23 protein-coding genes are annotated in these 22,608 nt (G+C 56.0%); 18 read left to right on the forward strand and 5 right to left on the reverse strand.

The features are described from left to right. Together flgM and flgA are read right to left on the reverse strand one after the other, a co-directional pair. On the reverse strand, positions 1-294 hold the full coding sequence (flgM, locus tag L3069_RS08070; RefSeq protein ID WP_003858002.1) for a flagellar biosynthesis anti-sigma factor FlgM: 294 nt from the start codon (positions 292-294) through the stop codon (positions 1-3). Positions 295-387: 93 nt separating this feature from the next. Further along, complete coding sequence (flgA, locus tag L3069_RS08075) at positions 388-1,047, reverse strand: flagellar basal body P-ring formation chaperone FlgA (RefSeq protein ID WP_022647723.1); 660 nt, start codon at positions 1,045-1,047, stop codon at positions 388-390. A gap of 157 nt (positions 1,048-1,204) precedes the next feature. On the opposite strand from flgA, the gene flgB reads away from it, so the two are divergent. The 11 genes from flgB to flgL all read left to right on the forward strand — a co-directional run bounded on the left by flgB (position 1,205) and on the right by flgL (position 11,062). Beyond that, positions 1,205-1,621, forward strand: coding sequence for a flagellar basal body rod protein FlgB (gene flgB, locus L3069_RS08080; protein WP_022647724.1), 417 nt, complete (start codon positions 1,205-1,207; stop codon positions 1,619-1,621). Between the two features lie 3 nt (positions 1,622-1,624). Further along, positions 1,625-2,029 (forward strand): flagellar basal body rod protein FlgC, encoded by a 405-nt coding sequence (gene flgC / locus L3069_RS08085; protein ID WP_100167849.1) that lies wholly within the window; start codon positions 1,625-1,627, stop codon positions 2,027-2,029. 11 nt (positions 2,030-2,040) lie between these two features. Continuing rightward, complete coding sequence (gene flgD / locus L3069_RS08090; protein WP_003857994.1) at positions 2,041-2,751, forward strand: flagellar hook assembly protein FlgD; 711 nt, start codon at positions 2,041-2,043, stop codon at positions 2,749-2,751. Positions 2,752-2,777: 26 nt separating this feature from the next. After that, on the forward strand, positions 2,778-3,986 hold the full coding sequence (flgE, locus tag L3069_RS08095; RefSeq protein WP_015570832.1) for a flagellar hook protein FlgE: 1,209 nt from the start codon (positions 2,778-2,780) through the stop codon (positions 3,984-3,986). A gap of 20 nt (positions 3,987-4,006) precedes the next feature. Beyond that, positions 4,007-4,762 (forward strand): flagellar basal body rod protein FlgF, encoded by a 756-nt coding sequence (locus L3069_RS08100; RefSeq protein ID WP_022647727.1) that lies wholly within the window; start codon positions 4,007-4,009, stop codon positions 4,760-4,762. 11 nt (positions 4,763-4,773) lie between these two features. Then, positions 4,774-5,556 (forward strand): flagellar basal-body rod protein FlgG, encoded by a 783-nt coding sequence (flgG, locus tag L3069_RS08105; RefSeq protein WP_000625853.1) that lies wholly within the window; start codon positions 4,774-4,776, stop codon positions 5,554-5,556. Positions 5,557-5,613: 57 nt separating this feature from the next. Beyond that, entirely contained in the window at positions 5,614-6,312 is a 699-nt protein-coding gene (gene flgH / locus L3069_RS08110; protein WP_023299788.1) for a flagellar basal body L-ring protein FlgH, read from the forward strand. A gap of 12 nt (positions 6,313-6,324) precedes the next feature. After that, the gene (locus L3069_RS08115) at positions 6,325-7,422 is read left to right on the forward strand and encodes a flagellar basal body P-ring protein FlgI (RefSeq protein WP_022647728.1); all 1,098 of its coding nucleotides are present in this window, start codon (positions 6,325-6,327) and stop codon (positions 7,420-7,422) included. Further along, on the forward strand, positions 7,423-8,376 hold the full coding sequence (gene flgJ / locus L3069_RS08120) for a flagellar assembly peptidoglycan hydrolase FlgJ (RefSeq protein ID WP_023305862.1): 954 nt from the start codon (positions 7,423-7,425) through the stop codon (positions 8,374-8,376). 75 nt (positions 8,377-8,451) lie between these two features. Next, on the forward strand, positions 8,452-10,092 hold the full coding sequence (flgK, locus tag L3069_RS08125) for a flagellar hook-associated protein FlgK (protein ID WP_038415826.1): 1,641 nt from the start codon (positions 8,452-8,454) through the stop codon (positions 10,090-10,092). Positions 10,093-10,108: 16 nt separating this feature from the next. Further along, positions 10,109-11,062 carry a flagellar hook-associated protein FlgL gene (gene flgL, locus L3069_RS08130; RefSeq protein WP_022647731.1) on the forward strand — a complete coding sequence of 318 codons (954 nt, stop codon included), beginning with the start codon at positions 10,109-10,111 and terminating at the stop codon, positions 11,060-11,062. Positions 11,063-11,137: 75 nt separating this feature from the next. Here the strand turns inward: flgL and L3069_RS08135 are convergent, their stop codons facing one another. After that, complete coding sequence (locus tag L3069_RS08135) at positions 11,138-12,349, reverse strand: MFS transporter (RefSeq protein ID WP_023299792.1); 1,212 nt, start codon at positions 12,347-12,349, stop codon at positions 11,138-11,140. A 109-nt stretch (positions 12,350-12,458) separates the two neighbouring features. On the opposite strand from L3069_RS08135, the gene L3069_RS08140 reads away from it, so the two are divergent. Continuing rightward, a complete protein-coding gene (locus tag L3069_RS08140) occupies positions 12,459-13,397 on the forward strand; it encodes a LysR family transcriptional regulator (RefSeq protein ID WP_038415827.1) in 939 nt (312 codons plus the stop codon). A gap of 40 nt (positions 13,398-13,437) precedes the next feature. Here the strand turns inward: L3069_RS08140 and rne are convergent, their stop codons facing one another. Then, a complete protein-coding gene (rne, locus tag L3069_RS08145) occupies positions 13,438-16,545 on the reverse strand; it encodes a ribonuclease E (RefSeq protein WP_023305866.1) in 3,108 nt (1,035 codons plus the stop codon). Between the two features lie 570 nt (positions 16,546-17,115). Here rne and rluC point away from each other — a divergent pair. Next, complete coding sequence (gene rluC / locus L3069_RS08150) at positions 17,116-18,063, forward strand: 23S rRNA pseudouridine(955/2504/2580) synthase RluC (RefSeq protein WP_041907418.1); 948 nt, start codon at positions 17,116-17,118, stop codon at positions 18,061-18,063. A 79-nt stretch (positions 18,064-18,142) separates the two neighbouring features. On the opposite strand, the gene L3069_RS08155 is transcribed toward rluC, so the two are convergent. Next, positions 18,143-18,727 (reverse strand): nucleoside triphosphate pyrophosphatase, encoded by a 585-nt coding sequence (locus L3069_RS08155; RefSeq protein ID WP_032624478.1) that lies wholly within the window; start codon positions 18,725-18,727, stop codon positions 18,143-18,145. Between the two features lie 140 nt (positions 18,728-18,867). Between L3069_RS08155 and yceD the strand changes: the two genes are divergently transcribed. From yceD to fabD, 5 genes are all read left to right on the forward strand, one after another. Continuing rightward, positions 18,868-19,389: a 23S rRNA accumulation protein YceD gene (gene yceD, locus L3069_RS08160; RefSeq protein ID WP_003857966.1), complete on the forward strand. Its 522-nt coding sequence runs from the start codon at positions 18,868-18,870 to the stop codon at positions 19,387-19,389. A 16-nt stretch (positions 19,390-19,405) separates the two neighbouring features. Then, positions 19,406-19,579: a 50S ribosomal protein L32 gene (gene rpmF, locus L3069_RS08165; protein ID WP_003857964.1), complete on the forward strand. Its 174-nt coding sequence runs from the start codon at positions 19,406-19,408 to the stop codon at positions 19,577-19,579. A gap of 81 nt (positions 19,580-19,660) precedes the next feature. Further along, a complete protein-coding gene (gene plsX / locus L3069_RS08170) occupies positions 19,661-20,695 on the forward strand; it encodes a phosphate acyltransferase PlsX (protein ID WP_198921375.1) in 1,035 nt (344 codons plus the stop codon). A 6-nt stretch (positions 20,696-20,701) separates the two neighbouring features. Beyond that, a complete protein-coding gene (locus L3069_RS08175) occupies positions 20,702-21,655 on the forward strand; it encodes a beta-ketoacyl-ACP synthase III (protein WP_032624477.1) in 954 nt (317 codons plus the stop codon). Between the two features lie 15 nt (positions 21,656-21,670). Next, positions 21,671-22,600, forward strand: coding sequence for an ACP S-malonyltransferase (fabD, locus tag L3069_RS08180; RefSeq protein ID WP_038415828.1), 930 nt, complete (start codon positions 21,671-21,673; stop codon positions 22,598-22,600). Positions 22,601-22,608: the final 8 nt, after the last annotated feature.

The following is a 22,608-nucleotide window of genomic DNA, read 5'->3' on the forward strand; positions in this document are numbered from 1 at the left end:
TTAGTTACTCTGGAGGAAACTCTGTGCGTCCTGAATCAGCGCATCAGCGATTTTGCTGGTATCCATTTTCAGTTCGCCGTTACGGATAGCCGTTTTCAGCGCTTCAACTCGTTCCATGTTGATATCGCTGCTGCCTGGCTGCATCAGCTTCGACTGCGCATCGCTCAGCGTGACGCTGGTGCTGTTAGCCGTCGAGGTTTTTTCCAGACGCGTTTTTTGCGGGGCAGCCTCATTCGTTTCGCGAGGTTGTACAGTGCTAACCGGCTTCAGGGCTGATGTACGATCAATGCTCATAGTGTTGTCCTCATCGAGGGTTCGCGGCGTTTGCGCCTGACATCATCATTTGTTGAATATTTATCGGCAGTCGCCGCGAAATCTTTAAAAAGATTACAGGTTAATCAGAATATTCCCATCAGGACCGACCGTGCCGCTGACCACCTGGCCTGAGGACATTCTGACCCGGGCATTTTGTGCTACTGCGGCATTATTCAGCGCTTTTCCTTCACTGTTGATACTAAAGCCTTCGCCATTGGCGACCACCATCACCTGTTGTCCCGCCTTCACCCGCCACGCCTGGCGCAGCATAGAGAGCTGTATCGCCTGTCCAGGGGCGACATCGCGCAGGCTGACCGCCTCCTGAGCCTGGTTAATATCCAGCATCGTCCGCGGTGGAAGCTGATCCAGACGGCCTCGCTTCAGCGTTACGCTGTCTGGTTGCAGCAGGCTGCCCCGGGGAATGGGAACGGCGGCGACAACATAATTGCCTGTCGCCTGAACCGCAACCTGTAAATAACGTTTTTCGTTGGCGCAACGCGCCAGCACATTCACGTTGCCCCATAATCGGGTGCTGCCGGTCACGCTAAATGACGGGGCTTCGCAGGAAGGGTAAAGGTTAGGCGGGGTGCGTACGGTCACGCGTACGTCATCGCTGAAACCGGCCAGCTTCTGCGCAAAGAATGCATTGAGCTGGTTCTCTAACCCCTCAGCCTGCACAAGAGGGCTCAAAAGCAGCAGGGTCGCCGCAAGGCCACGTTTAAAAGTCCGCATCGCACGTTCCACCATGTCCAGAATTAAGCAAATTCTACCCGCAGTGGTTTTCCATCAACGCAACAAATAGCGACGCATTTTGCGCTTATTCCGTCGATAGGGGAGACGGGGTGAGATTTAAGCTGTGAACTGAAATTTTCTCATCAGCGGAGGAGACATGCTCGATAAACTCGACGCCGCGTTACGTTTTCAGCAGGAAGCGCTCAACTTACGCGCCCAGCGGCAGGAAATTTTAGCCGCCAATATCGCCAACGCGGACACCCCCGGGTATCAGGCGCGCGATATTGATTTTTCCAGTGAACTCAAAAAAGTGATGGAGCGTGGACGTGCCGAAGGGACGGGTGTCTCACTTGCCCTGACATCCTCACGGCATATTCCCGCTCAGGCGATGACCGCGCCATCAACTGACTTACTTTATCGTGTCCCCGATCAGCCCTCGCTTGATGGCAACACCGTCGACATGGACCGGGAACGCACACAGTTTGCCGATAACAGCCTGCAATACCAGACAGGCCTGACGCTACTCGGCGGGCAAATCAAAGGCATGATGACCGTCCTGCAGGGGGGCAATTAGTAAATGGCCTTGCTGAATATTTTTGATATCGCCGGTTCGGCATTAACGGCGCAGTCCAAACGACTGAACGTGGCAGCCAGTAACCTGGCCAACGCCGATAGCGTGACCGGCCCTGACGGACAACCGTATCGCGCTAAACAGGTCGTCTTCCAGGTTGATGCTGCACCGGGTGCGGCAACGGGCGGCGTGAAAGTGGCGGACGTGGTTGAGAGCCAGGCGCCTGACAAGCTGGTTTACGAGCCAGGCAACCCGCTCGCGGATGCCAACGGCTACGTGAAAATGCCGAACGTGGATGTGGTCGGGGAGATGGTGAACTCCATGTCCGCGTCGCGCAGCTACCAGGCAAACGTCGAAGTGCTTAATACCGTGAAGAGCATGATGCTCAAAACACTCACTCTCGGCCAGTAAAGGAGACACGCATGTCCATCGCCGTAAACGTGAATGACCCGACAAATACCGGCGTCAACAGCACCAGTAGTGCGACCGGTTCCAGCTCTCTCACCGGGAGCAATGCCTCCGATTTACAGAGCAGCTTTCTGACCCTGCTGGTGGCACAGCTGAAAAATCAGGACCCGACCAATCCGATGCAGAATAACGAACTGACCACGCAGCTTGCGCAGATCAGTACCGTCAGCGGCATTGAGAAACTGAACACCACGCTCGGCTCGGTCTCCGGTCAAATCGATAACAGCCAGTCCTTGCAGGCCGCCAACCTGATCGGTCACGGGGTGATGATCCCGGGGACCACGATTCTGGCGGGTACCAGCACCACCGATGGCACGTCCACCACCACCACGACGCCGTTTGGCGTAGAGTTGCAGCAGCCAGCCGACAAAGTCACCGCCACCATCAAAGACGCCAGCGGCAACGTGGTGCGCACGATTGAGATTGGCGAGCTTAAAGCGGGCGTTCATACCTTTACCTGGGATGGCAGCCTGACCGACGGCACTAAAGCGCCTAACGGCTCGTATCAGGTTGCGATTAGCGCCAGCAACGGCACCACGCAGCTGGTAGCTCAGCCGCTACAGTTTGCCCTGGTTCAGGGCGTCATCAAAGGTAGCGATGGCAACAAACTGGATTTGGGTACCTCCGGTACCACCACACTCGACGAAGTTCGGCAGATTATCTAAGCCTTCATACTTATCAGGAGTAAGTCATGGCCTTTTCTCAAGCGGTCAGCGGCCTGAATGCTGCGGCCACCAACCTGGACGTCATTGGCAACAACATCGCCAACTCCGCGACCTATGGTTTTAAATCCGGTTCTGCGTCTTTTGCAGATATGTTTGCAGGCTCTAAAGTGGGCCTGGGCGTGAAGGTTGCGGGTATCACCCAGGACTTCACTGACGGGACGACCACCAACACCGGTCGTGGTCTGGATGTCGCCATCAGCCAGAACGGTTTCTTCCGTATGGTAGATGCCAACGGTTCCGTGTTCTACAGCCGCAACGGCCAGTTCAAGCTGGATGAAAACCGTAACCTGGTGAACATGCAGGGGCTTCAGTTAACCGGTTATCCGGTTGCCGGCACGCCGCCTACGGTGCAAACCGGTGCGAATCCGCAGGCGATCTCCATCCCAACGACGCTGATGGCGGCGAAGTCCACCACCACTGCCTCTCAGCAGATCAACCTGAACTCCACCGATACCGCGCCAACCGTCGCATTCGATCCGTCCAACCCTGACTCTTACAACAAGAAAGGCACCGTGACGGTGTTTGACAGTCAGGGTAATGCGCACAACATGAACCTGTTTTATGTCAAAAACGAGACGCCAGCTAACTCCTGGAAAGTGTATTCGCAGGACGGCAGCGTAGCGGGAGATGCAGCGAAACTGGCAACCACGCTGACCTTTAACGAGAGTGGTGTGCTGACGGGTGGCGATGATATCAAGATCACAACGGGCACCGTTCCGGGCGCGACGCCAGCCACGTTTGACATGAGTTTCGCCAACTCCATGCAGCAAAACACCGGTGCGAACAACATCGTGGCGACGAGCCAGAACGGCTATAAGCCGGGCGATCTGGTGAGCTACCAGATCAACGATGACGGTACCGTTGTCGGTAACTATTCGAACGAACAGACCCAGGTGCTGGGCCAGATCGTGCTGGCAAACTTCGCCAACAACGAAGGCCTGAAATCCGAAGGGGATAACGTCTGGTCTGCCACGCAGTCTTCCGGGGTTGCCCTGCTGGGAACCGCGGGTTCCGGTAACTTCGGCACGCTGACCAACGGCGCGCTTGAAGCCTCCAACGTCGATCTGAGTAAAGAGCTGGTGAACATGATTGTCGCGCAACGTAACTACCAGTCCAACGCGCAGACCATCAAAACCCAGGATCAGATCCTCAACACGCTGGTTAACCTGCGTTAAGCGGCTGACGGGAAAGCGCAATGGATCACGCAATATATACAGCGATGGGGGCTGCAAGCCAGACGCTCAATCAGCAGGCTGTTACCGCCAGCAACCTGGCGAACGCCTCCACGCCTGGTTTTCGTGCACAGCTCAACGCACTGCGTGCGGTGCCGGTAGAAGGGCTGTCATTGCCCACGCGTACGCTGGTCACCGCCTCCACGCCGGGCGCCGACATGACGCCAGGCCAGATGGATTACACCGCGCGTCCGCTGGACGTTGCCCTTCAGCAGGACGGCTGGCTGGCGGTGCAAACGGCTGACGGCGCAGAAGGGTATACCCGCAACGGTAACATTCAGGTGAGCGCCACCGGACAGCTGACGATTCAGGGGCATCCGGTGATGGGCGAAGCCGGTCCGCTGACGGTGCCGGAAGGGTCAGAGCTGACCATTGCGGCAGACGGGACGATCTCGGCATTGAATCCGGGCGACCCGGCGAACACCGTTGCGCCTGTCGGTCGTCTGAAGCTGGTGAAAGCGGAAGGCAACGAAGTGCAGCGTGGTGATGACGGAATGTTCCGTCTGACCCAGGCGGCGCAGGCCACGCGTGGCGCCACGTTACAGGCCGACCCGACCATCCGCGTGATGTCCGGCGTGCTGGAAGGCAGTAACGTCAAACCGGTCGAAGCCATGACCGACATGATCGCCAGCGCCCGCCGCTTCGAAATGCAGATGAAAATCATCAGCAGCGTCGATGAAAACGCAGGCAAGGCTAACCAACTTCTGGCTATGAGTTAACAGGACTCCCTATGATCAGTTCTTTATGGATCGCGAAAACCGGTCTGGACGCACAGCAAACCAATATGGATGTAATTGCCAACAACCTGGCAAACGTCAGCACCAATGGTTTCAAGCGCCAGCGTGCGGTTTTCGAAGATTTGCTTTATCAAACGATTCGTCAGCCAGGGGCGCAGTCTTCTGAGCAAACCACGCTGCCGTCCGGTCTGCAAATTGGTACCGGCGTACGCCCGGTCGCCACCGAGCGTCTGCACAGCCAGGGCAACCTGTCCCAGACCAACAACAGCAAAGACGTTGCCATCAAAGGTCAGGGTTTCTTCCAGGTGCAACTGCCTGACGGGACCTCCGCCTATACCCGCGATGGTTCGTTCCAGGTGGATCAGAATGGTCAGTTGGTGACGGCGGGCGGCTTCCAGGTTCAGCCTGCGATCACCATCCCGGCGAACGCGCTGAGCATCACCATTGGCCGTGACGGTATCGTCAGTGTCACTCAGCAAGGTCAGGCCGCGCCGGTCCAGGTTGGTCAGCTCAACCTGACGACCTTCATGAACGATACCGGACTGGAAAGCATCGGTGAGAACCTCTACACCGAAACGCAGTCTTCCGGCACGCCAAATGAAAGTACCCCCGGCCTGAACGGTGCGGGGCTGCTGTACCAGGGGTATGTGGAAACCTCGAACGTTAACGTGGCGGAAGAACTGGTGAATATGATCCAGGTCCAGCGCGCCTATGAAATTAACAGTAAAGCAGTGTCGACGACCGACCAGATGCTGCAAAAACTGACGCAACTCTAAGGTGTAGCCCGGTGCGGTAAACGTCGCACCGGCTCCCTGTTTTCGAAGATGAAGGCAATGCAAAAAAACGCGGCGTTTCGTTATCCGATCCTGACTGTTCTGGCTGTCACCCTCAGCGGGTGTGCCTGGATCCCGTCTAAACCATTGGTACAGGGTGCGACTACCGCCCAACCCGTTCCCGGCCCCTCGCCGGTGGTGAACGGCTCTATTTTCCAGACCGCGCAGCCGATTAACTACGGTTATCAGCCGCTGTTTGAAGACCGTCGTCCGCGTAACGTCGGCGATACGCTGACCATTGTGTTGCAGGAAAACGTCAGCGCGAGCAAGAGCTCGTCGGCGAACGCCAGCCGCGACGGCAAAACCAATTTTGGCTTCGACACCGTACCGCGCTATCTGCAAGGGCTGTTCGGCAACGCCCGTGCGGATGTGGAAGCCTCCGGCGGCAACACCTTTAACGGTAAAGGTGGCGCGAACGCCAGCAATACCTTCAGCGGAACGCTGACGGTAACGGTTGACCAGGTTCTGGTGAACGGCAACCTGCACGTGGTGGGCGAAAAACAGATCGCCATTAACCAGGGTACGGAATTCATTCGCTTCTCCGGTGTGGTTAACCCTCGCACTATCAGCGGCACCAACACCGTACCGTCCACACAGGTGGCGGATGCGCGCATTGAGTACGTCGGCAACGGCTACATCAACGAAGCGCAAAATATGGGCTGGCTGCAACGCTTCTTCCTTAACTTATCGCCGATGTAAGCGAGGTGACCTATGTATAAATTTCTCTTCGCCGTGGCGCTGTCGCTGGTCGCTACCGTTGCGCAGGCCGATCGCATTCGCGATCTCACCAGCGTGCAGGGCGTGCGCGAAAACTCCCTGATTGGCTACGGCCTGGTGGTGGGGCTGGATGGGACGGGTGACCAGACGACCCAGACGCCGTTCACCACCCAGAGCCTGAACAACATGCTCTCTCAGCTCGGTATTACCGTACCGGCGGGGACCAACATGCAGCTGAAAAACGTGGCGGCGGTGATGGTGACCGCGTCTTATCCGGCCTTTGCGCGTCAGGGGCAAACCATCGACGTGGTTGTCTCGTCGATGGGTAACGCCAAAAGCCTGCGCGGCGGTACGTTGTTGATGACGCCGCTGAAAGGCGTCGACAGCCAGGTGTATGCTCTGGCGCAGGGCAACATTCTGGTTGGCGGGGCAGGTGCATCGGCGGGCGGCAGCAGCGTGCAGGTGAACCAGCTGAACGGGGGACGTATTACCAACGGCGCGATCATCGAACGTGAGCTGCCGACCCAGTTCGGCACCGGCAACACCATTAACCTGCAACTGAATAACGAAGACTTCACGATGGCGCAGCAGATTGCTGACACCATCAACCGCAGCCGGGGTTACGGCAGCGCCACCGCGCTGGATGCCCGCACCGTGCAGATCCGCACGTCAACCGGTAGCAGCAACCAGGTGCGGATGCTGGCCGATATCCAGAATATGGAAGTGAACGTGTCGGTGCAGGATGCAAAAGTCATTATCAACTCCCGTACCGGATCGGTGGTGATGAACCGCGAAGTGACGCTGGACAGCTGCGCCGTGGCGCAGGGCAACCTCTCCGTCACGGTTAACCGCTCGGCCAACGTCAGCCAGCCGGATACCCCGTTTGGTGGCGGTCAGACGGTAGTGACCCCGCAAACGCAGATTGATTTACGACAGAGCGGTGGATCGTTGCAGAGCGTGCGCTCCAGCGCCAACCTGAACAGCGTGGTGCGTGCCCTGAACGCGCTGGGTGCAACGCCAATGGATCTGATGTCCATTCTGCAATCCATGCAAAGTGCAGGCTGCCTGCGCGCTAAACTGGAAATCATCTAAATGCTGACCGATAGCAAACTGTTGACCAGTGCCGCCTGGGATGCCCAGTCGCTCAACGAGCTGAAAACCAAAGCGGGCAAGGATCCGGCGGCGAATATCCGCCCGGTTGCCCGTCAGGTGGAAGGCATGTTCGTGCAGATGATGTTGAAAAGCATGCGTGAAACCCTGCCGAAAGATGGCATGTTCAGCAGCGATTCCACACGGCTTTACACCAGCATGTACGATCAGCAGATTGCCCAGCAAATGACCGCCGGAAAGGGGCTCGGCCTGGCAGACATGATTGTGAAACAGACCGCAGCAGCTCAGGGGCTGCCACCTGAAGAGGCTCCGCCGCAGGTGCCGCTGAAGTTTGATCTGGAAAAGGTGACCAGTTATCAAAATCAGGCGCTGACCCAGATGGTGCGTAAGGCGATGCCGAAGCCGACAGAAGCGCGTGACGAGCCGCTCTCCGGCGACAGCAAAGACTTCCTGGCGCAGCTCTCCCTGCCGGCGCGTCTTGCCAGTGAAGAAAGCGGCGTGCCACACCATCTGATTCTGGCGCAGGCGGCGCTGGAGTCGGGCTGGGGGCAACGTCAGATCCGCAGGGAGAACGGCGAGCCGAGCTTCAACATCTTTGGCGTGAAGGCCACTTCCAGCTGGAAGGGGCCGACCACGGAAATTACCACCACCGAATATGAGAACGGTGCGGCAGTGAAGGTGAAAGCCAAATTCCGCGTCTACAGCTCGTATCTGGAAGCGTTGTCGGATTATGTCGGGCTGCTGAGCCGGAATCCGCGCTACACCGCCGTGACCCAGGCCACCACGCCAGAGCAGGGCGCTCAGGCATTGCAGAATGCCGGCTACGCGACCGATCCAAACTATGCACGCAAGCTGACCAGCATGATCCAGCAGCTGAAATCCATGTCTGAGAAGGTCAGCAAAGCGTATAGCACAGATCTCGAAAATCTGTTCTGAAAGTTCTCAAGTCCCGGTGGAGGTTGCCGATAACCTTCATCAGGACTCGTGTCTGAACGTATAAAAGGAACCCCCATGTCCAGTTTGATTAACAGCGCCATGAGTGGCCTCAGTGCTGCGCAGTCGGCACTCAATACCGTCAGTAATAATATTTCAAGCTACAACGTGGCAGGTTATACCCGCCAGACTACCATTCTGGGCGCATCAAACAGCACCCTGACCGGCGGCGGCTGGGTGGGTAACGGGGTCTATGTCTCCGGCGTTCAGCGTGAATATGATGCGTTTATTACCAACCAGCTGCGCGCGGCGCAGAACCAGAGCAGCGGCCTGACCACGCGCTACCAGCAGATGTCGAAAATTGACGACGTGCTGTCGGATACCACGAACTCGCTTTCTGCCAACCTCCAGGATTTCTTTAAAAGCCTGCAAACGCTGGTGAGTAACGCAGAAGATCCGGCTGCACGCCAGACGGTACTCGGGAAGGCAGATGGTCTGGTAAACCAGTTCAAAACTAACGATCAATATCTCCGCGATCAGGATGCGCAGGTCAATACGGCGATTTCTACCAGCGTCGATCAGATCAATAACTATGCGAAGCAGATTGCCAACCTTAACGATCAGATTTCCCGGCTGACTGGCGTAGGGGCGGGCGCATCCCCGAACGAACTGCTCGATCAGCGCGATCAGCTGGTGAGCGAACTGAACAAAATAGTCGGTGTGGACGTGACCGTACAGGACAGCGGCACCTACAACATCTCTATCGCCAACGGCTACACCCTGGTACAGGGCAGCAACGCCAGCCAGCTGGCTGCGGTGAAATCCAGCGCGGACCCTGCACGTACAACGATTGCGTATGTGGATGCCGCAGCAGGCAACGTGGAGATCTCAGAAAAACAGATCACCACGGGGTCGCTTGGGGGGCTGTTAACGTTCCGTTCTCAGGATCTGGATCAGGCGCGAAATACGCTTAACCAGATGGCGCTGGCGTTTGCGGATGCCATGAATACCCAGCACCAGGCGGGCTTTGATGCCAACGGGGACGCAGGCGGCAAGCTGTTTGATTTTGGCTCCCCGGCAGTGCTGAGTAACGGTAAGAACACCGGAAGCGCGTCCGTGACGGCAACGATGACGGACAGTACCAAGGTCCAGGCGACAAACTACAAAGTTGAGTATAACGGTACTGACTGGACAATCACGCGTCTGTCAGACAACACCAGCTTCACGGCTATGCCGGATACCAGCGGTAATCTGTCGTTTGATGGCCTCAACGTCAACATTAGCGGCTCGGCCAATAATAAAGACAGCTTTATCGTGAAGCCGGTGAATGACGTTATCGTGAATATGGACGTTGCGATCAGCGACGAGTCCAAACTGGCGATGGCCTCCGCGCAAGGAAGCGGCGAAAGCGACAATACCAATGGCCAAAAGCTGCTGGATTTGCAGAGCGCCAAGCTGGTGGGGGGGAACAAAACCTTTAACGATGCTTATGCCGCGCTGGTCAGTACGGTGGGCAGCACCACGGCGTCGCTGAAAACCAGCAGCGAAACCAAAGTTAACGTTGTTACGCAGCTGACCAAACAACAGCAGTCAATCTCCGGGGTTAACCTGGACGAAGAGTATGGCAACCTGCAACGCTATCAGCAGTACTATCTGGCGAATGCGCAGGTGCTGCAAACGGCGAGCACGCTGTTTGATGCATTGATCAATATCCGCTAAGGCTGAGGCATAAAAAATGCGTATTAGTACTCAAATGATGTATGAGCAAAGCATGCGCGGCGTGACGAACTCCCAAAGCCTCTGGCTCAGCTACGGCGAGCAGATGTCTACGGGGAAGCGTATCAACCGTCCGTCTGACGATCCGATTGCCGCTTCGCAGGCCGTTGTGCTCTCTCAGGCCCAAACGCAAAATAGCCAGTATGCGCTGGCGCGCTCCTTCGCTACGACGAAAGTCTCGCTGGAAGAAAACGTGTTATCGCAAGTGACAACCGCTATCCAGGCTGCTCAGGAAAAGATTGTCAATGCAGGCAACGGTACGTTAAGTGACGATGACCGCGCTTCGCTGGCAACGAACCTGCAAGGTATTCGCGATCAGCTCATGAACCTGGCTAACAGCACGGACGGTAACGGTCGCTATATTTTTTCCGGTTACAAAACCGAAGCGGCGGCTTTCGACCAGGCTACGGGTGATTATAAGGGTGGCGGAACGCCAATCAGCCAGCAGGTTGACTCTGCGCGCACGATGCAAATCAGCCATACGGGCACTGAAGTTTTCGATAGCTTCACCAGCAATGCGAAGCCAGAGCCAGATGGTAGTACGCCGGAAACGAATTTGTTCAAGATCCTCGACTCCGCAATTGAAGCGCTGAATAAGCCGATTGGCGATGACGAAACGAAGGCTGAAGCATTTACGGCGGCTATTGATAAAGCCAACCGTGGCCTGAGCAACTCCCTCAACAACGTGTTGACCGTGCGCGCCGACCTCGGCATCAAGCTGGACGAGCTGGGCAAGCTGGATTCTCTGGGTGAAGACCGCGCGCTGGGCCAGACTCAGCAGATGAGCGACCTGGTCGACGTGGACTGGAACTCGGTGATTTCTTCCTACACCATGCAGCAGGCGGCTTTGCAGGCCTCGTATAAAGCCTTTAGCGATATGCAGGGTATGTCTTTGTTCCAGATGAACAGATAAGACTCTGACCTGTTTGACATGTCTTGAAACTGGGCATGTTTTGACTGCCCAACCCGTCCGGGTTGGGCATTTTTTTTACACACTTTCTGCCTGAGCGGACACCACCCGGGCGCTTTCAATCACTCTGATAGCCAGCGCAATGGCACCACACAGGGTTGCCAGTGCTACCACGCCCGTCCAGCCTGCCAGCGTATAGATATTGCTGCCTAATGCCGAACCCAGCGCCATTCCGATGAAAATGACGGTAAACAGCAGGGCGTTAAGGCGCCCACGGGCCTGCGGCTCAAGGCTGTAGACCAGGTTCTGGTGCGCCACGAGGCTGGACTGCAAACCGAGATCGAAACCGACCGCGGAGAGGGCAATCAGGAGCAACTGGCCGTGTACACCCAGGGCTGGTATCAGGAACATCAGAGCAAACGAGAGGGTCACCAGCGCGGCACCCAGTTGGGTCACTTTACCGGCGCCCAGCTTATCGGCCAGACCGCCTGCCAGCGGTGCGGCCAGCGCGCCTGCGGCTCCGGCAATACCAAACCCACCCGCCACGGCGCTGCCAAGGTGATACCGTTCCAGCAGCATGACCGCCAGCGTCGACCAGAACGCACTAAAAGCAATCGACAGAAAACCCTGAGCCAGCGCAGCCCGACGCAGCGCCGGGTAGCGACGCCAGAGGTGTTCCATGGAGCGCAGCAGCGCCGGGTAGCTCAGCGTGGAATGAACGGCGAAGCGGGGAAGCACGGCCCACATCACCACGCCGATAAAGGCAATGCTTGCTGCGGCCAGCTGATACATCACTCGCCAGCCAAAGGCTTCACCCACCACGCCGCTCACGGTTCTGGAGAGCAAAATCCCCAGCAGCAGGCCGGTCATCACCGTGCCGACTGTTTTTCCCTGTTTGCCTTCCGGCGCGAGGATCGCTGCGGCCGGGACAATATCCTGCGCCATGGTGGCGGCCATGCCAATCAGCAGGCTGGTGAGCAGTAGGGAGTGCAGTTGTCCGGTCAGGCTACAACTCAGCAGGAACAGCGCCAGAGCTGCACTTTTTATCAGGATCAACGTTCTGCGGTCATAACGATCGCCGAGCGGGAGCAGAAACAGGATGCCTAAGGCATAACCCGCCTGGGTGAGCGTCGGGACCATGCCCATGCCTTCGATGCTCAGGTGCAGGTCTGAGCCCATCAGCGGCAGCAGAGGCTGGGCATAATAGATGGATGCCACGCTGAAGCCCGCACCGAGCGCCAGCATTAAGATTACCCAGCGGCTTACGGCCCGGGTGGTGGTTGTGTTCATAAGATGTTCCTCATTCGTCGTGTGCGGCTATTTTTTATCAGTACGCCTTGCGACGGTAGCGGGCGCGGTGGTAAAACGCTTATACGTGTAGTGTATAGGTGTAAATGATATGAAACGGACTGAGCGTATAGATCGTGTAGAACTGATGCGAACCTTTGTTCGCATTGTGGAGGCGGGGTCCCTTTCTGCGGCGGCACGTCAGCTGGCAACAACCCAGGCCACGGTGAGCCGACGGTTGCAGTCACTTGAAACCATGCTGGGCGTGCGCCTGATGCTGCGCACAACCCATACCACACGGCTTACCGATGACGGTGAACGTTGCTATCAGCATGCCCGACGGGTAATTGACAGCTGGCTGGCGCTGGAAGACGAGGTGGGGCAGACGGAAGATGAACCGGTCGGGGTGCTGAGGGTGCGCGCCCCTCACGCGTTTGGCCAGGATCAGCTACTAAAACCGTTAACCGAATTTTTGCAGCGCTATCCGCTACTCTCAATCGAATGGATGCTTAACGATCGCTCGGTTGATTTCCTCGGCGACAACCTTGACTGTGCTATTCGGGTGGGCGTGGAAGTCGATCCGGCAACCGTGTCTGTGCTACTGGCTGAAGTGCCGCGCTCGGTGGTAGCGTCACCGGCACTCCTGGCCCGTTATCCCGCCGTTAACACGCCGGACGATCTGCAACATCTCCCCTGGATTGCAATCAGCTCTTTTTATCAACGCCATGTGGAACTCTTCCACGAGGCAACACCCACCCCGGCGAGAGTTACCATTACGCCACGCCTGAGTACCGACAGCCTGTATGTAGCGCGCAATACGGCACTCACCGGGCTAGGCGTGGCGGTGGTATCCAGCTGGACGGTACAGGATGATATTCGGGAAGGGCGACTGGTGCATTTACTGCCAGAGTGGCAGCCAGCAGCGCTACCGGTACATCTGGTTTATCCCTGGTCACGCTATTATCCGGCGCGCTTGCGGCGTTTTCTGGAGCTGATGCGGCAGATAATGCCGGAGGTCACCGGGATGAGAAAGCCCCTGCAACAGCCATAAAAAAGCCGACCCGAAGGTCGGCTTTCAGTCTTAGCGTGCGTTATTCAACAGGCTGAGGACGAGTAGCTGGGGCAGTAGCCATGTGCGTCGCACTGTGACCACCGGCAGCACCTTTACCTTCGAAGTTGAATTCCGGACGAACCCAGTCACTATGGCGTGGTGCTTCAGGCACGTACTCAGGTGCCGGGGCACGAGTCATTGGCGCGGTAGCAATGTGAGCAGGCGCTACAGCTTCAACGATCTCAACCGGCTCAGATTTCACTTCAGGCGCTTTGACCTCTTCGACAACAGGTTCAACCTGAATCTCGACGTCCTGAACAACCTCTTCCGTCACCGTTTCGACGGCAACGTCTGCGGGCTCTTCTGCTGCGGATACAGGCTTAGCGTCTTCCGCGACTTCTTCAGCCACCACGGTATCTTCTTCGGCAATGATCTGCGGTGCGGCATCAACCGGCGCAGCAATCACTTCAGGATGGGTCGTTTCCACTTCCACAGCCTGCGGCGGCGCTGTTTCAACAACCTGCGGTTCGACCACGGTTGCCGCTTCAGTCACGACATCTTCCACCGCGACGACCGGTGCAATCACCTCTTCGGTCACAGCCTGTTCTTCAACAGCCTGCTCCGGACGTGCAACCGGATAACGGATCCAGACTTTACCGGATGCCATCTCAGGTGACGCGCACGCCACGGTCATTGGCATTGGAGACTGGGTCGGGTAACGCTCGTCACGATAACGACGGCGACGCTGACCGCTCACGCGCAGATGGCGTGGAGAACGGCGGGAGCGACGCGGCATACCTGCGTTATCACGGTTTTCGCTGCTTTCGTCCTGCTCAACCTGATTTTCCACTACGGCTGGCAGGTCAACTTTCGCAACCTGGGTACCCGTTGTGCTTTCAGCCGCTTCAACCGCGATAACGTCGTTTTCTTCGGCCTGAACAACACCCACACGTACTTTCTGGGTCAGCTGGCGCTGCTTACGACGCGGCATAACCTGAGTACGCTCTTCCTGCTCAGTGTCCTGCTGTTCTACAGGCGCTTCGCGATTCAGGTTTTTGACTTCCTGCTGAGCCTGGCGTTTGTCATCGTTACGACGACGGTTACGCTCGCGGCGAGGCTGCTGCTCGTCACGCTGTTTGCTCTTCTCGGACTCATCGCCCGCCTGCTGGCGAATCTCACGATCTTCAACGTTCTGCTGTTGCTTCTCGCGACGGTTGCGACGGTTGTCCTCGCGCTGTTCACGACCTTCGTTGTTATCGGAACGATTATCACGGCGCTCATTACGATCGCCACGGTCGTTGCGGTCACGACGGTTGTTCTGACGCTTACGACGGTCTTGCTGACGCTCTGGTTTCGCTTCTTTTGGCGCTTCTTTCGGCTCCTCAGGCTGAACTTCTTCGGCGGCAAACATTTTTTTCAGCGCACCGATGATGCGGCTCAGGAGACCAGGCTGCTCAGGCTGCGCTTTTGGCGCGGCAGGAGCCACTTTCTGCACAGCAGGTTTTTCCGCTGGTTTTTCCAGCGTCGCTTCTGGCGGTGCTTCCGGCATGATGAAGGTCGCTAAAGCTGGCTGCTCAGGCAGTTTACGCTCGGCAGGCTCTTCATCAGACGGCAGCGCCATTTCTTCTTCATGCAGCTTCGGCAGCAGGTAGCTGAGGGTGCTTGTCTCTTCGCCTTTGCGCACGCGCAGCACGTGATAGTGCGGGGTTTGCATCTCGTCGTTTGGCACGATGATGCAGCGAACGCCGCCCTGACGCGCTTCGATTGCGCTCACCGCTGCACGTTTTTCGTTCAGCAGATAGGAGGCAATCGGCACCGGAACAATAGCGTGAACCTCTTTGGTGTTCTCTTTCAGCGCTTCTTCTTCAATCAGACGCAGAATAGAGAGGGAGAGAGATTCATTGTCACGAACGGTACCTGTACCGGAACAGCGCGGGCAGACGTGATGGCTGGACTCACCCAGAGACGGGCTGAGGCGCTGACGGGACATCTCCAGCAGGCCAAAGCGAGAAATATGGCTGATCTGGATACGCGCGCGATCCTGGCGCACCGCTTCACGCAGACGGTTTTCAACCGCACGCTGATGGCGAACCGGGGTCATGTCGATGAAGTCGATAACGATCAGACCACCCAGGTCGCGCAGGCGGAGCTGGCGGGCGATTTCATCAGCGGCTTCAAGGTTGGTATTGAAGGCGGTCTCTTCGATGTCGCCGCCGCGGGTTGCTCGCGCGGAGTTGATGTCGATGGCGGTCAACGCTTCGGTGGTATCGATAACGATAGAACCGCCGGACGGCAGACGCACTTCACGCTGGAAGGCAGACTCGATCTGGGATTCAATCTGATAATGGCTGAACAGCGGGATTTCACCGGTGTACAGTTTAATTTTGCTGGTGAAATCCGGGCGACCCAGTGCGGCGATGTGCTGGCGAGCCAGCTCAAGCACTTTCGGGTTATCAATCAGAATTTCACCGATGTCCTGACGCAGATAATCACGGAAGGCACGCACGATGACGTTGCTTTCCTGGTGGATCAGGAACGGCGCAGCACGGCTTTCTGCCGCTTTCTTGATGGCTTCCCAGTGTTTCAGGCGGAAGCTCAGGTCCCACTGCAACGCTTCGGCAGATTTGCCAACGCCTGCGGTGCGCACGATAAGGCCCATGCCGTCTGGCAGTTCAAGACTTGCCAGTGCTTCTTTCAGCTCGGTACGGTCATCGCCTTCGATACGGCGAGAGATGCCACCCGCACGCGGGTTGTTTGGCATCAATACCAGATAGCTTCCTGCCAGACTGATAAAGGTGGTCAGCGCGGCGCCTTTGTTGCCACGCTCTTCTTTATCGATCTGGACGATAACTTCCTGACCTTCACGCAGAACATCTTTGATGTTCGGACGGCCATGGGAGTTGTAGTTTGCAGGAAAATATTCGCGGGCGATTTCTTTGAGAGGAAGGAAACCGTGACGCTCAGCACCGTAATCGACAAATGCAGCTTCAAGGCTTGGTTCAATGCGGGTGATTTTGCCTTTGTAAATGTTCGCTTTTTTCTGTTCGTGTCCAGGACTTTCGATATCCAGATCGTACAGGCGCTGCCCATCCACAAGGGCGACACGCAACTCTTCTTGCTGAGTTGCGTTGATTAACATTCTTTTCATCGTAACTTACTCGTTATTCTTACATTGACGACAAAGCTGCGGGCAAGGTGACGCTTTCCGGGGTATGAACCGATGGCCTCGTGTCTATTCACGTCGCCAACCTCACGGTTGTCGCTCGCTTAAGAGGCGCAGAGTGTCGGTTGCCTGTATTTCATAGGGAAACACAGCGCAATTATCAGGGGAATTGCCTGGGAAAACTCTCCAGAGAACAATCCTTATACCGGGAAGTACTGCAACCCGCAGCCCGCTAACTGCCTGAAAGATCAATACGTCTTACGCCATTGCTGCGTGGATGATCGGTCAGACAAAATTGGTCATTCCGTCGACATCCTTACAAAACCCGGATTTAACGCGGAAAACGGATTCATTATTCCACTGCTCGCCGGGTTATAGCAAGATGACTTTTACCAATTATCACCCGGTTACTCACAGTTTCTTCACTTCAACGGGGTGATTGGTTTAATAACCACCAAATCGATTGCGCGAAAGGGGAGTGGTCCGGATAAAAGTAAATATAAGCATAGAAAAATGAGTGGCGCTAATGTCAGACGCTATTTAGAATCGCCAACCATGAAAACAGAGACTCCAGCCGTAAAAATGGTTGCCATCGCCGACGACGAGGCGGGGCAACGTATCGATAATTTTTTGCGCACCCAATTGAAGGGTGTGCCAAAAAGTATGATTTATCGCATCTTGCGTAAGGGTGAGGTGCGGGTGAACAAAAAACGTGTGAAGCCCGAGTACAAGCTCGAGGCGGGCGATGAAGTCCGCATTCCACCGGTACGTGTTGCAGAGCGTGAAGAAGAGGTCGTTTCTCCGAAGCTGCAAAAAGTCGCGGCCCTGAGTGACGTTATCCTTTATGAGGACGACCACATTCTGGTGCTGAATAAACCGTCCGGAACGGCGGTACACGGGGGGAGCGGTCTGAGCTTCGGAGTGATCGAAGGTTTACGTGCGCTGCGCCCGGAAGCGCGTTTCCTCGAACTGGTTCACCGTCTTGACCGTGATACCTCAGGCGTGCTGCTGGTGGCGAAAAAACGTTCTGCACTGCGTTCCCTGCATGAACAGCTGCGCGAAAAAGGGATGCAGAAAGATTATCTGGCGCTGGTGCGCGGCCAGTGGCAGTCCCACGTGAAAGTGGTGCAGGCGCCGCTGCTGAAAAATATTCTGCAAAGCGGTGAGCGCATTGTTCGTGTTAATCAGGAAGGGAAACCGTCTGAGACGCGATTTAAAGTAGAAGAGCGCTACGAATTCGCCACGCTGGTGCGCTGTAGTCCGGTGACGGGGCGTACTCATCAGATTCGCGTCCATACCCAGTTTGCAGGCCATCCGATTGCGTTCGACGATCGCTATGGCGATCGCGAGTTTGATAAGCAGTTGGCGGGTACGGGGCTGTCGCGTCTGTTCCTGCATGCGGCAGCGCTGAAGTTTACCCATCCTAATACCGGTGAAGTTATCCGTATTGAAGCGCCGCTGGATGATCAGTTGAAACGCTGCCTGAAAGTTCTGCGCGGCTGATTATGTGCCGGGTGGCGCTGCGCTTACCCGGCCTACGAAACCCGTAGGCCCATACAAGCGAAGCGCTGCTGGGCAAAAATCACATCGTCAGCGGATTACACTCTTCTCGCCTTAACATCTGGCAGAGCGCAATCAGCGGCAACCCCACCAGCGTGTTGGGATCCCGCCCGTCCAGCTTGTCGAACAGTGCAATTCCCAGTCCTTCACTTTTGAAACTCCCTGCGCAGTTCAGAGGACGTTCCCGACGCACGTAATCCATAATCTCCTCCTCGCTGAGATGACGGAAGTGCACATCAAATGGCTCGCACTCGGTTTGCAGATGACCGGAGGCGGAATTATAAAGCGCCAGGCCGGTATAAAAGGTCACGATACTGCCTCGCGCACGCAAAAGCTGCTGGCAGGCGTTTTCTTCCGTATGCGGTTTACCGGTGATTTCGCCGCCCAGCACACAAACCTGATCGGAGCCTATAATCAGATGAGCGGGGTAACGTACGGCCAGCGACTGTGCTTTCTCTTTCGCGAGACGGGTCACCAGATGACGCGGTGACTCGCCCGGCTGTGGCGTTTCATCCACCTCCGGCGCGGCGCATTCAAACGGGATCCCGAGCTTTTCCAGCAGCATTCGGCGATAAGGTGAAGTGGAAGCAAGGACGAGATTTGGCATATTTTTATCACCAGATATAGCGTATCGATGCCAGCCATTTTAAACTACAGGCCGCAATGTGTGCGAATAATTGGCAAAAGGCAGCTCTGGTTGCCTTTTTCTTTGACTCTATGACGTTACAAAGTTAATATGCGCGCCCTATGCAAAAGGTAAAATTACCCCTGACTCTTGATCCGGTTCGTACGGCTCAAAAACGCCTCGATTACGAAGGAATCTATTCTTCCGATCAGGCTGAGCGTATTGCCGAATCTGTAGTCAGTGTGGACAGTGATGTAGAGTGCTCCATGTCGTTCGCTATCGACAACCAGCGCCTCGCCGTTTTAACCGGTGATGCAAAGGTGACGGTAACGCTCGAATGTCAGCGCTGCGGGAAACCGTTTGTACAGCATGTTCACACAACGTATTGTTTCAGTCCGGTTCGTTCTGACGAACAGGCTGAAGCACTCCCGGAAGCGTATGAACCGATTGAGGTTAACGAATTCGGTGAAATCGATCTTCTGGCGCTGGTTGAAGATGAAGTCATCCTCTCCCTGCCAGTCGTTCCGGTGCATGATTCTGAACACTGTGAAGTGTCCGAGGCGGACATGGTCTTTGGGGAACTGCCTGATGAAGCGCAAAAACCAAATCCATTTGCCGTATTAGCCAGCTTAAAGCGTAAGTAATTGAGGAGTAAGGTCCATGGCCGTACAACAGAATAAACCAACCCGTTCCAAACGTGGCATGCGTCGTTCCCATGACGCGCTGACCGCAGTTACCAGCCTGTCTGTAGACAAGACTTCTGGTGAGAAACACCTGCGTCACCACATCACCGCTGACGGTTTCTACCGCGGCCGCAAGGTTATCACTAAGTAATCACGCGTCAGCGTGATTAGGCTTAGTGAGGAACTTCCCCGTGAAAACGGGGAGTTTACCGAACCAGGCTGCGACGATACCTTGACACGTCTAACCCTGGCGTTAGATGTCATGGGGGGAGATTTTGGCCCTACCGTGACAGTGCCTGCAGCATTGCAGGCACTGAATTCTAATTCGCAACTCACACTTCTTTTAGTCGGTAATCCCGACACAATCACGCCATTACTTGCAAAAGCTGACTTTGAACAACGTTCGCGTCTGCAGATTATTCCTGCGCAGTCAGTTATTGCCAGTGATGCCCGGCCATCGCAGGCTATTCGTAATAGCCGCGGCAGCTCTATGCGCATGGCGCTGGAGCTGGTGAAAGAAGGGCGAGCGCAGGCTTGCGTCAGCGCGGGAAATACTGGCGCGCTGATGGGGCTGTCGAAATTATTGCTCAAGCCGATTGAGGGCATTGAGCGTCCGGCGCTGGTGACGGTGTTACCGCATCAGCAGAAGGGCAAAACGGTGGTGCTCGATCTGGGCGCTAACGTAGATTGTGATAGTACAATGCTGGCTCAGTTTGCCGTGATGGGGTCGGTGCTGGCAGAAGACGTGGTCGGGATTACCAATCCCCGCGTTGCGTTATTGAATATTGGTGAAGAAGAGACCAAAGGCCTGGACAGTATCCGCGACGCTGCGGAATTACTCAAACAGGTTCCCTCCATCAACTATATTGGTTATCTCGAAGCCAATGAGTTGCTGACGGGCAAAACGGATGTATTAGTGTGTGATGGCTTCACCGGAAACGTGACGTTGAAGACCATGGAAGGGGTCGTACGAATGTTCCTTTCTCTGCTGAAATCGCAGGGAGAAGGTAAAAAAAGGTCCTGGTGGCTGATTTTATTAAAGCGTTGGTTACAAAAAAGCCTGACGCGGCGATTCAGTCACCTCAACCCCGACCAGTATAATGGCGCCTGTCTGTTAGGATTGCGCGGCATCGTGATTAAGAGTCATGGCGCCGCCAATCAGCGAGCATTTACCGTCGCGATTGAACAGGCAGTGCAGGCGGTGCAGCGACAAGTCCCTCAGAGGATTGCCGCTCGCCTGGGATCTGTATTAGCTAAAAGTGACTGAGCGTACATGTATACGAAGATTTTAGGTACCGGCAGCTACCTGCCAAAACAAGTGCGTACCAACGCCGATCTTGAAAAAATGGTAGATACGTCTGACGAGTGGATTGTCACGCGCACAGGTATCCGTGAACGTCGTATCGCCGCGTCAGACGAAACTGTGTCCACCATGGGCTACGAAGCCGCTCAGCGAGCGCTTGAGATGGCTGGCATTGATAAAGAACAGATCGGGCTTATTGTGGTGGCGACAACATCTGCCACTCATGCCTTCCCAAGCGCAGCGTGCCAGGTGCAGAACATGCTCGGCATCAAAGGCTGCCCGGCATTTGATGTTGCAGCGGCGTGCGCGGGTTTCACCTATGCGCTGAGCATCGCCGATCAGTATGTTAAATCGGGTGCCGTAAAATATGCGCTGGTGATCGGTGCTGATGTGCTGGCGCGTACCTGCGATCCAACCGATCGCGGCACAATCATTATTTTTGGCGATGGCGCGGGCGCGGTACTGCTGGGGCAGTCCGAAGAACCAGGCATTATCTCCACGCACCTGCACGCTGACGGTCGCTACGGCGAGCTGTTAACGCTGCCTAACGCCGATCGCGTTAATCCGGACAGTTCGATTTACCTGACAATGGCGGGTAATGAAGTGTTCAAGGTGGCCGTGACCGAACTCGCTCACATTGTTGATGAGACGCTGGAAGCGAACAATCTGGATCGCGCCGCACTCGACTGGCTGGTACCGCATCAGGCTAACCTGCGTATTATCAGCGCGACGGCGAAGAAGTTGGGCATGTCTATGGATAACGTTGTGGTGACGCTTGATCGCCACGGCAACACCTCTGCGGCATCGGTACCGTGCGCATTTGACGAAGCGGTACGCGATGGACGAATTAAACGGGGCCAACTGGTCTTGCTTGAAGCCTTTGGTGGCGGGTTCACCTGGGGTTCCGCGCTGGTTCGTTTCTAGGATAAGGATTAAAAAATGACGCAATTTGCTTTTGTGTTCCCGGGACAGGGCTCACAAACTGTTGGGATGTTGTCTGAAATGGCAGCAAACTATCCGGTTATTGAAGAGACTTTCCGTGAAGCTTCTGACGCGCTGGGTTATGATCTGTGGGCGCTGACCCAGCAGGGCCCAGCTGAAGAGCTGAACAAAACCTGGCAGACTCAACCGGCACTGCTGGCAGCCTCCGTCGCATTGTGGCGCGTATGGCAGCAGCAGGGCGGCAAAACGCCGGCGCTGATGGCGGGTCATAGCCTGGGTGAATACTCTGCGCTGGTCTGCGCAGGAGTGATTGCCTTCGCTGACGCGGTCCGTCTGGTTGAATTGCGTGGTAAGTTTATGCAGGAAGCGGTGCCAGAAGGCACGGGCGGCATGTCTGCCATCATCGGTCTGGATGATGCTTCTATTGCTAAAGCCTGTGAAGAATCTGCTGAAGGTCAGGTCGTTTCTCCGGTAAACTTTAACTCGCCAGGCCAGGTCGTTATCGCGGGTCATAAAGAAGCGGTTGAGCGTGCAGGCGCTGCCTGTAAAGCTGCGGGTGCAAAACGTGCACTGCCGCTGCCGGTGAGCGTGCCGTCTCACTGTGCGCTGATGAAGCCCGCTGCCGATAAGCTGGCGGTTGAGCTGGAAAAAATGACCTTTAACGCACCGACGATTACCGTTGTGAATAACGTCGATGTCAAGTGCGAAACCGCGCCGGAGGCTATCCGTAACGCGCTGGTTCGCCAGCTCTACAGCCCAGTTCAGTGGACCAAAACCGTTGAATTTATGGCGTCTCAGGGCGTTGAACATCTGTATGAAGTCGGTCCAGGTAAGGTACTTACCGGTCTGACAAAACGTATTGTAGACACCCTGACTGCCTCGGCGATTAACGAGCCGGAAGCAATGAAAGCGGCACTCTCGCAATAAAAGAGGAA

It is taken from the genome of Enterobacter cloacae complex sp. ECL411, assembly GCF_021869665.1.
In the GTDB taxonomy this organism is placed as follows: domain Bacteria; phylum Pseudomonadota; class Gammaproteobacteria; order Enterobacterales; family Enterobacteriaceae; genus Enterobacter; species Enterobacter intestinihominis.